The sequence below is a fragment of the Bradyrhizobium sp. F1.4.3 genome, from assembly GCF_040548375.1.
Classification (GTDB): Bacteria; Pseudomonadota; Alphaproteobacteria; order Rhizobiales; family Xanthobacteraceae; genus Bradyrhizobium.
In genome coordinates this window covers 287872-302486 of record NZ_JBEPRN010000002.1, presented here as the reverse complement: position 1 = coordinate 302486, position 14615 = coordinate 287872, and the positions used below count along the sequence as shown (strand labels likewise).

Annotated in this window: 13 protein-coding genes; 5 read left to right on the top strand and 8 right to left on the bottom strand. The window is 61.9% G+C overall.

Annotated elements, in window-relative coordinates; all coding sequences use genetic code 11:
* Positions 1-4: 4 nt before the first annotated feature.
* Positions 5-538 (bottom strand): DUF305 domain-containing protein, encoded by a 534-nt coding sequence (locus ABIB73_RS08870; protein ID WP_502918407.1) that lies wholly within the window; start codon positions 536-538, stop codon positions 5-7.
* A gap of 284 nt (positions 539-822) precedes the next feature.
* Between ABIB73_RS08870 and ABIB73_RS08865 the strand changes: the two genes are divergently transcribed.
* Complete coding sequence (locus tag ABIB73_RS08865; protein ID WP_354223116.1) at positions 823-1881, top strand: YeiH family protein; 1059 nt, start codon at positions 823-825, stop codon at positions 1879-1881.
* Between the two features lie 2 nt (positions 1882-1883).
* Positions 1884-2771, top strand: a complete 888-nt coding sequence (locus ABIB73_RS08860) for a LysR family transcriptional regulator (protein WP_354223114.1) — start codon at positions 1884-1886, stop codon at positions 2769-2771.
* Positions 2772-3066: 295 nt separating this feature from the next.
* Here the strand turns inward: ABIB73_RS08860 and ABIB73_RS08855 are convergent, their stop codons facing one another.
* Positions 3067-3435, bottom strand: coding sequence for a hypothetical protein (locus tag ABIB73_RS08855; protein WP_354223112.1), 369 nt, complete (start codon positions 3433-3435; stop codon positions 3067-3069).
* 21 nt (positions 3436-3456) lie between these two features.
* Here ABIB73_RS08855 and ABIB73_RS08850 point away from each other — a divergent pair, with 21 nt between their 5' ends.
* Together ABIB73_RS08850 and ABIB73_RS08845 are read left to right on the top strand one after the other, a co-directional pair.
* Positions 3457-4512: a molybdopterin-dependent oxidoreductase gene (locus ABIB73_RS08850; RefSeq protein ID WP_354223110.1), complete on the top strand. Its 1056-nt coding sequence runs from the start codon at positions 3457-3459 to the stop codon at positions 4510-4512.
* Between the two features lie 10 nt (positions 4513-4522).
* Positions 4523-4855, top strand: a complete 333-nt coding sequence (locus tag ABIB73_RS08845; protein WP_354223108.1) for a cytochrome c — start codon at positions 4523-4525, stop codon at positions 4853-4855.
* A gap of 785 nt (positions 4856-5640) precedes the next feature.
* Here ABIB73_RS08845 and ABIB73_RS08840 read toward each other — a convergent pair.
* Positions 5641-5931: a hypothetical protein gene (locus ABIB73_RS08840; protein WP_354223107.1), complete on the bottom strand. Its 291-nt coding sequence runs from the start codon at positions 5929-5931 to the stop codon at positions 5641-5643.
* Between the two features lie 297 nt (positions 5932-6228).
* On the opposite strand from ABIB73_RS08840, the gene ABIB73_RS08835 reads away from it, so the two are divergent.
* The gene (locus ABIB73_RS08835; protein WP_354223105.1) at positions 6229-6471 is read left to right on the top strand and encodes a hypothetical protein; all 243 of its coding nucleotides are present in this window, start codon (positions 6229-6231) and stop codon (positions 6469-6471) included.
* A gap of 946 nt (positions 6472-7417) precedes the next feature.
* On the opposite strand, the gene ABIB73_RS08830 is transcribed toward ABIB73_RS08835, so the two are convergent.
* The 5 genes from ABIB73_RS08830 to rpoH all read right to left on the bottom strand — a co-directional run bounded on the left by ABIB73_RS08830 (position 7418) and on the right by rpoH (position 14594).
* Entirely contained in the window at positions 7418-8038 is a 621-nt protein-coding gene (locus tag ABIB73_RS08830; protein WP_354223103.1) for a hypothetical protein, read from the bottom strand.
* Between the two features lie 444 nt (positions 8039-8482).
* Complete coding sequence (locus tag ABIB73_RS08825; RefSeq protein WP_354223101.1) at positions 8483-8704, bottom strand: hypothetical protein; 222 nt, start codon at positions 8702-8704, stop codon at positions 8483-8485.
* Between the two features lie 314 nt (positions 8705-9018).
* Complete coding sequence (locus ABIB73_RS08820) at positions 9019-10284, bottom strand: efflux RND transporter periplasmic adaptor subunit (protein ID WP_354223099.1); 1266 nt, start codon at positions 10282-10284, stop codon at positions 9019-9021.
* On the bottom strand, positions 10281-13463 hold the full coding sequence (locus tag ABIB73_RS08815) for an efflux RND transporter permease subunit (protein WP_354223097.1): 3183 nt from the start codon (positions 13461-13463) through the stop codon (positions 10281-10283). Before ABIB73_RS08815 ends, ABIB73_RS08820 begins: the two co-directional genes overlap by 4 nt.
* A 228-nt stretch (positions 13464-13691) precedes the next feature.
* A complete protein-coding gene (rpoH, locus tag ABIB73_RS08810) occupies positions 13692-14594 on the bottom strand; it encodes an RNA polymerase sigma factor RpoH (RefSeq protein WP_354223095.1) in 903 nt (300 codons plus the stop codon).
* Positions 14595-14615 lie beyond the last annotated feature (21 nt).

Sequence of the window (14615 nt, the reverse complement as noted above, 5' to 3'; positions counted from 1 at the left end):
GCTCCTAGTGTTTCATTCCGGAGGACATGTCCATCTGCATGCCCGAATGATGGTGATCGTGTGCGGCAGGGGGAGCCTGCGGTTGCGTCGGCGCGGGCGTCGTGTCGGTCGCCGGCTCGCCGATTGCGAGCTTCATCGCGGCGATCTCCTGCATCTGGTCGACGATGATTTCCTGCGCGATCCGCCGAAGCTGCTCGTTCTTGCCGTAGCGCAGCTCGATTACGGCCATGTCGATGGCGCCCTGATGATGCGGTTTCATCATGGCAACGAAGTCGCGATCGATATCGCCGCTGGGCTTCGCCGCCATGTCATTCATCATCTTGGTCATCGCCGCGTCGTTCTCTTTCAGGAACGCGGATTCCTCGGCGGTCAACCCTGCCGGAGGATCGGCCGGATGGGCCTCGTGCGCGAACGCGAGCGGCGGGATCGCGCAAGCAATCAGGACCCGCCCACCCAACAGGATCGTGGCAAGCCCTGGTCTTCGGAAACGACACCTGCTCGCGAGTGTTGCAATGAATCTGAGCGACTGCTGGTGCATCCTGAACTCCCATGTTGATCGCATGGGAGTTTGACGGAGCGGCACGCGTTCTATTCCAAACGGCCGCAAAGGTTCTTCGGCCGCGGGCAGATGGCCTTCAAAAAAGCCAATGGCAACAATGACTAAGGCACGATCTTCGGCCCAATCACAGACGCGTTAGCGTCCCGCCCAAGGAATACGCCCCAGCGATAATTGATCGATTTTATCGATCATAACTTAAATATCAATCTGTTGGATAAATTCATCACCGCAAACCAGTTTTGGCGTAACCCGGAGTAACGCCAATGACCGCTGCCATCGACTTCCGCACTTCTCCAGTCAAACCCGTCATCCGCGAGACCATCGTATCGCGTGTGAAATCAGCCCGCGCCGTCATCCCCGGGGTGGCGCTGGCAGGAGCTATCGCTCTCGTCGCCAAATTGCTTCACGGCGTCCCGGGGATTGCCACGTTCAGCCCCATGATCCTCGCCATCGCGATCGGGATATCCATGCGCAATCTGGTCGGCACGCCGTCCTTCGCCGCCCCGGGGATTGCTTTCAGCATGCGCCGTCTGCTTCGGGCCGCGATCGTTCTCCTCGGCTTTCAGATCACGCTGACCCAGCTTGCAGCCGTGGGTGCAAGGGGGCTCTTGATCGTCGTCGGCACGCTCGTTGCCACCTTCGCTTTTACCCTCGCAACCGGCCGCGCCTTGGGCGTCGACCGAAAGCTCACCGAACTGATCGCCGCGGGCACCTCGATCTGCGGTGCTTCGGCCGTTGTCGCGACCAACAGCGTCACCGGAGCGTCCGACGAGGACGTCGCTTACGCGATTGCCTGCGTCACGATCTTCGGCTCGATCGCAATGTTCGTCTATCCTGTGCTGCCGCATCTTCTGCATCTCGATGGCGCGGCCTATGGCCTCTGGAGCGGGGCATCCATCCATGAGATCGCGCAGGTGGCCGCCGCTTCTTTTCAGAACAGCCAGCGCGCGGGCGAAATTGCCACGGTCGCCAAGCTTGCGCGAGTCATGCTGCTTGCGCCTGTGGTGCTGGCCCTGAGCGTCGGGCCCCGGCTTGCGGCCCGAGGCACGCCCGGCAGGTTGGCAAGGGCACCCCTGCCCTGGTTCGCAATCGGCTTTGTCGCGGTGACTGCCGTCAACAGTGTCGTGACCATTCCGGCGGGAATGAGGGACGCCACGATCACCCTGTCCACCTTCCTGCTCACGATAGCTCTCGCCGCCATGGGCCTTGAGACCGATATCTCGAAACTCTACGCGCAGGGCCTGCGTCCGGCTATATTGGGCGCGCTTGCCTTCCTGTTCATTGCAACTTTCAGCCTGGCTCTCATCAAATTCATGGGGTGACCATGACGCTCGAACAGCTCCGGATCTTCGCCGCGGTCGCCGACAAGCAGCACGTGACACAGGCCGCCCGCGAACTGAATCTGACCCAATCAGCCACGAGCGCGGCGATCGCCGCGCTCGAAGGCCGTTATGGCGTCAAGTTATTCGATCGGGTCGGTCGCGGCATCGTGCTCACGCATATCGGCCGCTCGTTTCTCGGAGAAGCCCGCGCCGTGCTGGCCCGCGCCCATGCGGCCGAGCAGGTTCTGCGGGACTTCGCCGGACTCAAGGCCGGAAAGCTTGTAATCGCCGCAAGCCAGACGGTCGGCAGCTATTGGCTGCCCGCGCGGCTATTGGCTTTCCAGGCGACCTATCCCGGCATCGAACTTGACGTGAAGATTGCCAACACCGAACATGTCGCGACCGACGTGCGCGAAGGCATGGCGGATCTCGGCTTCATCGAAGGCGACATCGACGACGCCGCTCTGTCGGCCCGCCGCGTCGACGGCGATGCGCTGGTCGCCGTCGTGGGCTCACAACACCCTTTGGCGAACCAGAGAAAGCTCCCTCAGGACTGGATCGCGGCGACACCATGGATTCTTCGCGAGCCGGGTTCCGGAACGCGTGCCATGTTCGAACGAGCCCTGAAGAAGCGCGGAGTACGCCTTTCCGATCTCAAGGTGCAGCTCGAGCTCGCTTCGAACGAGGCCATTCGAACGGCCGTCGAGACGGGCCGCTGCGCCGCGGCCATCTCCGATCTGGTGGTCGAAAACGCGATCGCGGCAAAGCGGCTATTCCAGTTGGAAGGCGAAATGGCGAAGCGTTCGTTCTACGCTTTGCGCCACAAGGAGCGGCATGTGAGCAAGGCCGAAGCCGCGTTGATGTCCAGCATCGCGGGCGGTGCCCCGTAGGCAGGCCTGCGCCCCCGCCCAATTCCCATGCCGCGACCATTGAACTGATGCCTGGCTGGTACTAGCCTTGCCACTGCTGGCTCGCGGCAAACTCCTTCATTCGATCGCGGCCAGCGATCAGAACGATCTGATCATCTCGTTGGATCGCGGCCGCGTCGCGATCTACTTCTTTAGGAAGCGGCAACGTCGGACACTCCGATTGCCGGAAACATCGAGATGGAGACTCACGATGATCGATTCACGTCGCACTTTTCTTGCGATTTCCTTGTTGGCCACTACTTCGATGCCCGGTGCATCATTCGCACATGCCAGCAGCCCGACGCATGTTCCGGGCAACAGGAATGCCATTCACCTGCAGGAACACTTTCGACTCACGAACCGGCATTTGCCGGGCAACCACCAGGCGCAACCCCGGCAGCAGGTCGAAGACCCCTTCGCGGATTTGATCCTCGGATGATCCGACCTGCCGCCGGCGTACGCCTCGTTTCAACAGGAGCTTCTGATGCCACATCGCAACGATGCAACTTTTCAAGCCCTGTCCCGCCGTGCCGTGCTCCGGACCATCGGAGTAGCGGGCATTGCGCTCGCCACCTCGTCGGCCTGGGCTGACCAGTCGGTCGATCTGCCGATCGCCAGCGATCCACGCAAACGGCCCGTGACGCATGACTTCCCGCAGAAGGGACCCATGATCCTGCAGCGCACCCGGCCACCGCTGCTGGAAACGCCGATGGAAGTGTTCGATCGTGGCGTGTTCACACCAAACGACCAGTTCTATGTGCGCTGGCACTGGGCTGTGATCCCGACATCGGTAGACGCGGAGGCCTTTAGGCTCGCCGTGCACGGCCACGTCAATCAAGTTCTGTCGTTGTCGCTCAGCGATCTCCTCAAGATGCCTCGCGTGGAGCTCGCCGCCGTCAATCAATGCTCGGGCAATTCGCGCGGGTTCTTTTCGCCTCGTGTCCCCGGCGCGCAGTGGGCGCACGGCGCCATGGGCAACGCGCGATGGACGGGAGTCCGGCTCAAGGATGTCCTGGATCGTGCGGGCGTCAAGCAAGGCGCGGTGCAGGTCCGCTTCAACGGACTGGACGAGCCCGTGGTGCCCGAAGCCCCCGATTTCGAGAAATCGCTCGACATCGATCACGCGCGTGACGGCGAAGTCATGATTGCCTTCGCGATGAACGGCGAGCAGCTGCCGCTGCTGAACGGCTTTCCGCTGCGTCTGATCGTGCCGGGATGGTACTCGACCTATTGGGTCAAGATGCTCAGCGAGATCGAGGTCCTCGATCGCGCGGACGACAACTACTGGATGGCGACCGCGTACACCATCCCGGACACGCCGCACGCCAACATCACGCCTGGCCAGACCGGCGTGAAAATGGTTCCCATCAGCCGGATGGTGCCGCGATCCTTCTTCACCAATGTTACGGAAGGTGCGTCGCTTCCGGCTGGTGCCAGCGCGGCGATCCGCGGGATTGCCTTCGGAGGAGACACGAGCGTCGCCAAGGTCGAGCTTTCAATGGATGACGGTCAGATCTGGCAACCCGCAACACTGGGCGAGGATCACGGCAAGTACAGCTTTCGCCGCTGGCAGGTGAATATTCCCCAATTGGTGAAAGGCCATCATTCACTCACGATCCGCTGCACGAGCCTGAGCGGCGACGTCCAGCCCGCAACGCCGAACTGGAACAACAGCGGCTTCATGCTCAATGCCGTGGAGACGGCCCATGTCACCGCCGTTTAGGAGCAATTTCATGCGACACGTCATCATTGCTCTCGGCACCTCATTCGCTGCCCTTCTGACGCCCGCCTCCGCCCAGGTTCAGCCCGCTCCGGCGATCACATCGACGAACGTCGAGCTTCCACCGGGCGATGCCCTATTTCCGGGCGGATCCAGCGCGGACGCCATCAACAACAACTGTCTGGCCTGTCACTCCGCAGACATGGTGCTGAACCAACCTGCTCTCTCCAGGTCCGCTTGGGATTCCGAGGTCCACAGGATGATCAAGGCTTACAGAGCGCCCATCGACGAAGGCGACGTGCCCGCGATCGTCGATTATCTGGCCAGCACAAAGGGAACGAACTAACGTCAGGCCTGCGACCAGGACGAACTGGCGTTGTCCAGTCAGCGCTCGGTGTCTTCATTGCTCCAGCCAGGGACGGCGAACCGCGGCCCGACAGGCGGTACTGCACTCGGATTTAGCAGTCGATGTCTCTGCACGTGCAGACGTGCAGCCGGACGCAATGGATCGTGCGTCGTCGCAGACGCGGTCGCACACGACGCCAGCAAGAGACCGAGCACCAGCAGACAGCGCATTGAATCGCTCCAAATCATCTTCAGCATCGCGCGCGGCATAACCGGCGAACGGCCGGGCTCTACGGGTCCATCCCGAGCGATTGGCCACCGAACTTGGACGGATCGTTATAGCTGGGCGTATCGTTGTAGTAGATCGGCGGTCGAGGGCCTGCATAGGCTCCCCTCGGGATGACGAAGTCACCCTGTGACACGACCGGCCCATGATGAGCCACGGCCCGATGCCGTGTGTGCGTACCATGGATGGGAGCCGCGTTTGCACAGGCGGTCAGCGAAATCAGAAAGCCAGCAGTCAAGAGAGAACGCGTCGAACTTTTCTCCAATTGCTCACCTCCTGGAGGTAGGACGTGCCGTTCGTCATCCCAATCCAGGCAGTGGCGCGGCGTATCACTTTGCCGGCACCGGTTCGGGTGGCGCGAACGATCGATTTCATGACTTCCAAAGCTACTCTACGAGCGGTACGACGATTGCAACCAGGACGCCGCTGAGTCCGATGCCAAGCGCGGCGAATGCGGCTCCCAGCGGGTATCATCATTTGGCCTGGCGACATGCACGGGTTCAACATCCGCGACAGATCGACCCCTCCAGCATCTTTTCAACCCGCGCATCCTCCTTGTCGACGGCGGCGTTCGTACCGAGCAGCGGGCCTTTCATGGCATGACCGACTGTACCGGATGAGGGCAGCGCAGTGCCCAGGGAATTCGTTCCCGGCGTCGCAGCGCTCGTGCCGAGTGCGCCGCCACCCATCGACATGTGCGATCCCATCGATCCCATGCCGCCACGGGCGAATGCTGTGGTGGTGGAGAGGACGAGACAAAGTGCGAAGCAAAGCAGGGACAACAGCCTCATGATTCATACTCCCGGCGTTGAGGTGACCTGAACTCGAACTAGGCGTCAGGCACGTGTGGCGCCGAGCACGATGGCGAGAGCGATCATGACAAAGAATACAGATTCGACATCGGCGTGTTCACAGCTCCAAGCGTATTTCGTCTTCTCGGAGGAGTGATCTGCGACGATGCACGGTCGCCAGCGGAAATGCCTACATCAGACACATCAAGAACATTCAGTTCGGGAAACACTAGCAGGAGAGCAGCAGTGATCGCGAGCCGCGAATTCTCCGCACGAATGAGACAATGGAGAATGATGATGACTGTGTTCAAGACACTGATTGCTGCGGCGTTGATCTCGACGGCGTCAATCCCATCCGCATTTGCGGCGTGGTCCTTCGCGGACCAGGAGCCTGCGACGTATGCGTCGATGTATCCGAACCGGGACGTCCTGAACGGCGGTGCCGTGACGCCGGCAGGCAGGATGGGCCTCGAGCGCGCCGGCGGCGCGGCTCCCGTGTTCGCAGGCCGCAACGTCCATATCGGGCCGAGATACCGCTGAGCGCAGGGCGTCGCGAAGCGTCATACGGGGTGCTGCCGCAACCTGCGGCGCACCCTGTTTGCTATTCGAAGTTCCTGCATCAGATCCTGGGTCATTCGCGATCCTGCGTAGCCACTCGATTTGGGTTTGCTGTCTCTCGGCCAGCCGTCGCAAATTTTCTCGGACAGCAGGTGATCGAGCTCCCCGTACAAATGACGGATTTCCAGCTCGGCCTTGAGATTCCCCTCACAGTTACCTTTCGACAGCAGCCGATCCTGACTGCCCTGTCAGGTAGACCCGCGAAGGGAGCCGCAACCGCAGATCACGTCGCGGACGCGGTCGTGGAAAGTGGTGCCGCTGGGCTTGGACAGCACATACTGGCCAGCGTGGCGAACAAACGTCTGCACACAGCTGGAGCCTGCGCAATGTCCAGGGGCATTCGGACACTGGAGGAGCGAGTAGTCGAGCCGAACGACGTTTGAGTTGTCGTCGTATGTCGCGAAGTAGTGTCCAGCCTCAGCATCGGCGCCGCATCTGGACAAAACAATCCTCCTGATTCCGGACGGAAGCTGAGCGATCCTCTCGGCACTCATTGGTGGATCAGGGGGACAACCGGCACCGCATAACCCGGCGCCGACCACACCGAGACCACCATGCAGATCAGTATGAATGGAATTCGTTGCATGCAGCACCTTCGCAAACAGCAGCTCTTTCGGAAGCGCATCCCGACGATTGGATCGTCCTGGATAAGACTAGGCGGTAGACGCGCTCCGGCAAGGACCATGACGGCGAATTGAAAATCTCTGATCGAGAGTTCGTGCGAAGTTACTGAACTTAACGTGTATCCCGCGTCACGGGCGCTGTCGGCACCCGACTGCTTGGAGCCATCAATCTCCGCTCTCGAACGTGAATTGGATCTACCGGCCCTAGTACTTACGTCTGATCTCGACAATCGGACGTCTGGGATTTAAATGCGTACGCTCATCTCCGCGACAGCCGCCCTCCTGCTGAGCGGCAACGGCTGCCTAGCGCAAGTCTCGACCATGGGAACGACCGCCATGGCCATTCCGACAACACCGGGCGCGATTGTGTCGTCCCCGCTGGCAGGGCCAAGCCCGTTCACGAGCCTTTTCTCGGCCGCGACCATTCCAGGTGCGCCGGCAACCACGCTGGCTTCGCCCCCACTGGCGCTAGACCCGACACTTCCAGGAACGAGCGTCAATTGCGCGCCGAACGCGGTGGAGCTTTCGCCATCGGTGGAGAGCGTCACCGCCACGAGCAGCGGCGTTTCTGCGAGTCCCACCGTGCCGATGAGTGCAACAAGCCCGATGGGCGCAATGGGGACCATCACTGGCATGTCGGGGCTGGCTGCGCCGATGACCGTTACAAGCCTGCCGGCGGCCATGCCCGTGACCATCGTCGGCACGTTCACTGGCAGCACGACAGGCACTGTGGCGCCGGCGCCCGCACTCGGCAGCTCCACTCCCGGAAGCTCGTGCACGTCGGCACCTGGAAGCACCCTGACCAATGCTGCGGCTTTGCCGGCGTCAACGCCTGATATCCCGTCGACCCCTGCCCCCGGCACCATTCAACCGCCGGCGATCGACGCCGACACCGCCGACACCAGCATCAGCCCCGCGCCGAGCGTAATGCCCACCCCGAACACGAGCGCGTGTCCGGAAAGCATCTCGATGGACCTCGCTAATCCGGCTCCGGCTAGTCCCCTCACCAGCGGCACTGCTGCGACGGCGGGCGCATCCCCGCCTACTGGCTGCTAAGCACAATTCTTGCAATCCTCGACTACTCGGTCGACTGGAGCACAGTGGTCGGGGCTCGCTGGCGCCGTCCGGAACGCTGCGCCGGCACGGATCGCGCGGAGTGAGTCAAGCATTCCAGGATTTTGGCGGGTAATATCTCATCCTCGAGGACGAGAATCGGGCGCGACCTAAACATATGGAGGCGGGCAGGAGACGCTCGCATCGCCGGTGACTGCGCAGCCGGCTTATGCCGCCGCGCCTCCTTGGTCTGCCCCTCAGCAAATCTGCGGATTGTCACCGTGGTCGCAAATGCCGCCCGGCTGCTCCGAGGGCGCTGCGGTATAGGCGCCGAAAGGTTCTGCAAACGGAAAGACACTCGCGTGATGAGCGCGCTCCGTGATGTGCCGTTGGTTCGCGTAAGTCTCGCGTGCACTGGCGGCCGTCGTGAACATCGCGGTCGCGATCAGTCCCGCCGACAAGATCTTCAACATCGTCATCAACCTTCTCCATTCAAATGCAACGAACGTGTTGCCCTATGAGGGAGGTGCGGATCGATGCAGCGGAGGCGAATGCAAGACTTGCTCACAGGCGCTCAATGAGCTGTGAGCCGCTTACGATTCTTTAATCCGGCGAACCAGGGGGAGCCAAGGCACGCAGTGCCTCGCTGACATTGAATACGGCGGCACTCGCGCCCGATACACCCGGCGGTCAACATTGACGGGTCGCGGAAGCATCCTCGCGGACTTGAATATGAGGCTGCGATCCAGCACTCTGTGCTGTCGATCGGCGCCTCGTCGGGTTTGGCCGCGAGTTAGCTCGTCTGCGGCCGGTGGGCAGAAACCCGGTTACCCTCCGTCAGGCTCAGCATCGGGTTGAGGATCACCTGATCGCCCGGCTTGACGCCATCGTGCACCTCGACCTGCGTGCCGAGATCGCGTGCGATCGAGATCTTCTGCATGTGAACGACGCCATTTTCCACGACCGCAACATGCAGGCCGTTCTCATCGAAGACAACGGCGTCGGCCGGTACGATCATCGACGGCGTCTTGCGCGGAATGTACAGCTCGATGGTGCAATAGATGCCCGGCTGAAGCGCGCCATCCGGATTGGGAACGTCGATCTCCGTCAGCAACGTACGGCTCCCGGGCTGCAACGCGGTGGCGATCCGCGTGACCTTTCCCGGAAACGCCCGGCCTGGCAGCTCCGGGATCCGGACGACCGCATCGACGCCCGGCTGAACTCCGACCGCCTCGTCCTGCGGCACAAACACCTGCGTGCGGATGACATTCGCATGCATCAACGTGAACATGAATGTCGAACCGGCCTGCACGAGGCTGCCATTGTCGATACTGCGCTGGGTGATCACGCCGTCGAATGGAGCCACTACGCGCTGATAGGCCTTGTCCTGTTCCAGAACCTTGATCTGAGCTTGCTGAGCAGCGATGTTCGACTTCGCCACGGCCTCGGCCGCCTGCTGTGCGCGCAGTGTCAGACGGTCATTGTCGCCCTGCTGGGCGGTCAGCCATCCCTGCTTGACGAGACCGCTGTCGCGCGCGTTGGTGACCTCGGCGAGTTCACGGCTCGCCTGCGTCTGCTGAAGAGTTCCCTGGGTCTGCGCCAGGGTGGCCTGGGCCTGCGCGATCTGGTGATCCAGCTCGGGCGCGACGATCTCGGCCAGCAACGCTCCTGCCTTCACACGATCGCCGATATCGACGTAGCGCTTTTCGATGTAGCCGCTGGTCCTGGCAAATATGTTGGCAGCTTCGAAGGCTGCCGTTGTCGCCGGCAAGGTGACGTCTATCTTGCTGTCACTGGCGCGGACGGTCGCGACGCGGACTTCCGGCACAAGCATCCGCGCTTGTTCGGACGTCGCGGCCAGCGCGCGATCGGCCTCATAGTGGCGCCAGCCACCCACAGCGAGCCCTCCGGCAAGCAAGAGCAGCGCCGCTGACCCGAACACGGCTGCTCCGGACCGCCGCTTGTGCCGGCCCTCGGCCCGCAGCAAAGGCCTATCCGCATCGTCCGGAAGATCGAGGTCGTGGAACGGCCGATCGGGCCGCACATCTATCTCAGTCATGCCTGCGTTTCCTCGAACACGCCATGCTGCGGCTTTCCGTCATTGCCCTTGCGCAGCATGGCAAACAGATAGGGGACGATAAGCAGGGTCGTCGGAGTTGCAAACAGCAGTCCGCCGATCACGGCGCGGGCGAGTGCTGCGTTCTGCTCCTCGCCAGCACCGCCGATGGCCATCGGGATCATGCCGACCACCATCGCGGCGGCTGTCATCAGCACCGGCCGAATACGGGTGCGTCCGGCGCTCAATGCCGCCTCTAGGGCGGAATGGCCCTTCAGCTGCTGCTCGCGCGCAAACGTCACCAGCAGGATGGAGTTCGCCGATGCGACGCCGACGGACATGATCGCGCCCATCAGCGACGGGACATTGAGCGTGGTCCCGGTGATGAACAGCATGGTCACGATGCCGCACAGCGTTGCGGGCAACGCCAGAATGACCACGAAGGGCTCGCCAAAGCTCTGGTAGTTGACGACCATCAGCAGATAGACGAACACGGCCGCGAACACGAGGCCGATACCGAGATCCCGGAACGAGTCGTTCATGCTCTGGATCTGGCCCAGGACCTGGATGGAATTGCCGGGCTTGAGTTGCTTTTGAAGATCGGCGGTGACCTTGCCGATATCGGCTGCCACGCCACCAAGATCGCGGCCCTGCACGCTCGCATAGACCTCGTAGACCGGCTGGACGTTGCTCTGGTTGGCATTGGTCGGCACCGTGTCGCGCTTGAAGGTCGCGATGTTGCTGAGCATGCCAGGCACCGTCTGGCCACTCGCGGCCACAGACGTGGACACGGGCGTATTGGCCAGCGCACTAAGCGAGCCGATCTTGTATTCCGGCGTCTGCACGGCGAGATAGTAGGGAATGCCGGAGCTCAGATCGGTCCAGAAATTCGGCGAGACCTGCACCGACGAGCTGAGGCTGACATTGATGTTGGTCGCAACCGTGCTGGCGTTCAACCCGAGCTGGGCGGCACGGGTCCTGTCGATATCCGCATAGAAATCCGGACCGTCGATCTCCTGCTGGAGATGGGCGTCGACGACACCTGGGATCGCGGCCAACCGCTTCTGGAGCTTCTTGGCAACCGCCAGATTGTCGGCTCCATAGCCGACGGTTCGAACGTCGATCTGCGCCGGCAGTCCAAAGTTCAGGATCTGCGTGACGATGTCGGCGGCCTGAAAATAGAAAGTGTCCTCCGGGAACGACGCCGGCAAGACCTGACGCAGCTTCTTGATATACTCCGCTGTCGGCTTGTGGCCGTCCCGGAGCGAGACCAGGATGACACCATCATTGATGCCGATGGTCGAGCCGTCAGCGAAGGCCAAATTATACGCCCGCGCGGGCAGCCCGATATTGTCCACGATGAGCGAGCGATCCTTCTCGGGAATGACTTCGCGGATCTTGTCCTCGACCTTCTGGAATATGGCTTCAGTGCTCTCGATCCGGGTACCCGCCGGCGCGCGGACATGGAGCTGGATCTGGCCTCCGTCAATTAACGGGAAGAAATCCCTTCCCACGAGGCTCAGCATCACCGCGCCCAGGCCGAGCATCAGGATCGCAACAATCGGCACGACGGCGCGGCGTCGAAGCAGTACCCCGAGAAGCCGGGAATAGCTCTCACGCAACCGCTCGAAGCTGCGTTCGAAGGCGCCGGACAGGCGCGAGAACAGTCCGGCCGGGACCTCGCCGTGGACATGCCGGCGCTCGCCCTTCAGCAGCAGCCCAATCGTGATCGGTGTCAGCGTTCGCGACAATCCGTAAGACGCAAGCATCGCAAATACGACGGCGAGTCCCAGCGGCGTAAACAGGTATTTGGCTGGCCCCTCGAGGAACACCACCGACGTGAACACACAGCTGATGGCAAGGGTGGACACCAGTGTGGGCACCGCGATCTCGGCCGCTCCGTGCAAGGTCGCATCCGCGAGCGACATCCCCTCCTCTGTCCACAGCCGATGGGTGTTCTCGATCGTGACGGTCGAATCGTCGACCAGGATGCCGACCGCCAGGGCGAGGCCGCCCAGCGTCATCGTGTTCAGCGTTTCCCCAAGAAAGTAGAGTACGACAAGCGACGACAGGATCGCTAGCGGAATCGAAATCATCACCACCAGGGTCGAGCGCCACGAGCCCAGGAACAGGAGGATCATCATGGCGGTCAACCCCGCCGCGATCGCCCCTTCCCGGAGCACGCCATTCACCGAACTCGTCACGAAGACCGATTGGTCGAATAGTTCCGTGATCTTGAGTCCGGGAGGCGCGGCAGCGCGAACGGCGGTCAGCGCCTTCTTCACGCCGTTGACGACTGCCAGCGTCGAGGCATTGCCATTCTTGATGATGCTGAGAAGGACCGAGCGGCGATCGTCCTCGCGGACGATGTTCTGCTGCACCATCGCACCGTCGCGCACCTGGGCGACGTCCTTCAACATGATGGTGGCGCCGTTCGTGAACTTGACCGGAATCTTGTTGAGATCGTCGATGGTCGCCGGCGTCGCGTTGGTGCGTACCGTGTACTGCATGTCTCCCATCTTCGCGGTGCCGGAGGGCAGCGTAAGATTCTGGGTGTTGACCGCGTTGACGATATCGAGCGGCGTCAGGCCTCGGGACAGGAGCTTGTCGGGATCGATATCCACCATGATCTGGCGGTACTTTCCGCCGGCGGGCGTGGGCAAGGTGACACCGGGAACGGGCGCAAGCTGCTGCCGGACACGATAGATGCCGAAGTCATAGAGTTGCTGCTCGTTGAGATTGTCCGAATTCAGGCTGAGCTGCAGCACAGGAACGCTCGACGCATTGAACTGCACGACGATCGGCGGCTGGATGCCAGGCGGCATCAACGCACGAATGGAGTTGGTTGCGGAAACGATCTGCGCGATGGCCAGGTCGAGATTGACGTCGGGCTGGAAATAGATCTTCTGCACCGATAGACCGTTAAGAGTCTGGGACTCCATGTTCTTGATGCCGTTGACGTTGGCACTGATGGAATACTGGCTATACGTGCTGACGCGCTGCTCCATCTCCGGGGTCGACAGCCCGGTGTACTGCCAGATGACAGTCACGACGGGAATCCGTATCTCCGGGAAGATATCCGTCGGCATCGACCACAGCGCGGCACCACCCAAAAACAGGATCAGAGCCGCTACCACGTAGAAGGTGTGCGGAAACCTCAGTGCAAATCGAACGATTCCCATTCGAGACCCCTGTGCACCCGCCGTTTCAGTACGCTCGGCGAGGCATCGCGACGATCGGCCAGCCGCCGCAATCAAGTTGGAATTCAGTCGCTCCAACAGGAAATGACAAAGCCATCGCGCCGCTTCACCTTTTGGTCAGGCTTCGCGCAGCCGTGATCGGAGATGGCTTCCGGTTCACTTCGCAGCGAGCCCGTGCAGATCAGAGCACAGGCTCGATGCGCGTACACCTCACGCAGCCATTCCGTCGCTGCCCACCCTGGTGCCCTGTATCGTCGCGCGCTTGACCTTCGCGAATGCGGACGTCTCGATCTGCCGCACCCGCTCGCTCGAGATCGACAGTTCGCAACCGAGCTGCTCCAGGGTCAACGGGGGCTCCGCGAGCCGTCTCGCCTCGAACACGCGCCGCTCGCGCTCGGTCAAGACGTCCAGCGCGGCGCGCAGCGCCGCTGACCTGCGGGTTGTCTCGTCGTGCTCCGCGACGATCTCTTCTGCACCCGGGGCGTCATCGACGAGCGTGGCTTCCCATTCCGTCGACCGCTCGCCGTCGCCGATACGGCTACTCAGGGACAGATCACCACTGAGCCGGCTATCCATCTCGATCACGTCGCCGGCGGCTACATCGAGCTTGTTGGCGATGAGTTGCGCAAGTTCCGGCGTCAGTACCGCCGTATCGCCCGCGAGCTTCCTCATTTCGCCGCGCAGCCTGAAGAAGAGCTTCTTCTGCGCGGCCGTCGTGCCGATCTTGACCAGGGACCATGAGCGCAAGATGTATTCGTGGACGGTCGCCTTGATCCACCACATGGCGTAGCTCGAAAACCGCGCGCCGCGTCCAGGTTCGAAACGAGAGGCTGCAATCACGAGTCCAAGATTGGCTTCCGCGATCAGGTCGGCGATCGGAAGACCGTATCCTTTGTAGCCCCGTGCCACCTTGGCGGCGAGGCGAAGATGGCTCGTAATCAGTTCGTCGGTCGCGCTTTTGTCCCGCCACTCCTGCCAGCGCTGCGCAAGCTGCTGCTCGCGGCCGCGCTCGAGCAGATCGAAACGTTTGATAGCTGCGGAATAGGCGAGAATACCAACCGATTGCAGAGCTGACACTCCGGTGACATTGGCGGTGGCCTTTTGAGCCTGCATTGACTGCTCCTACGTTGGGTC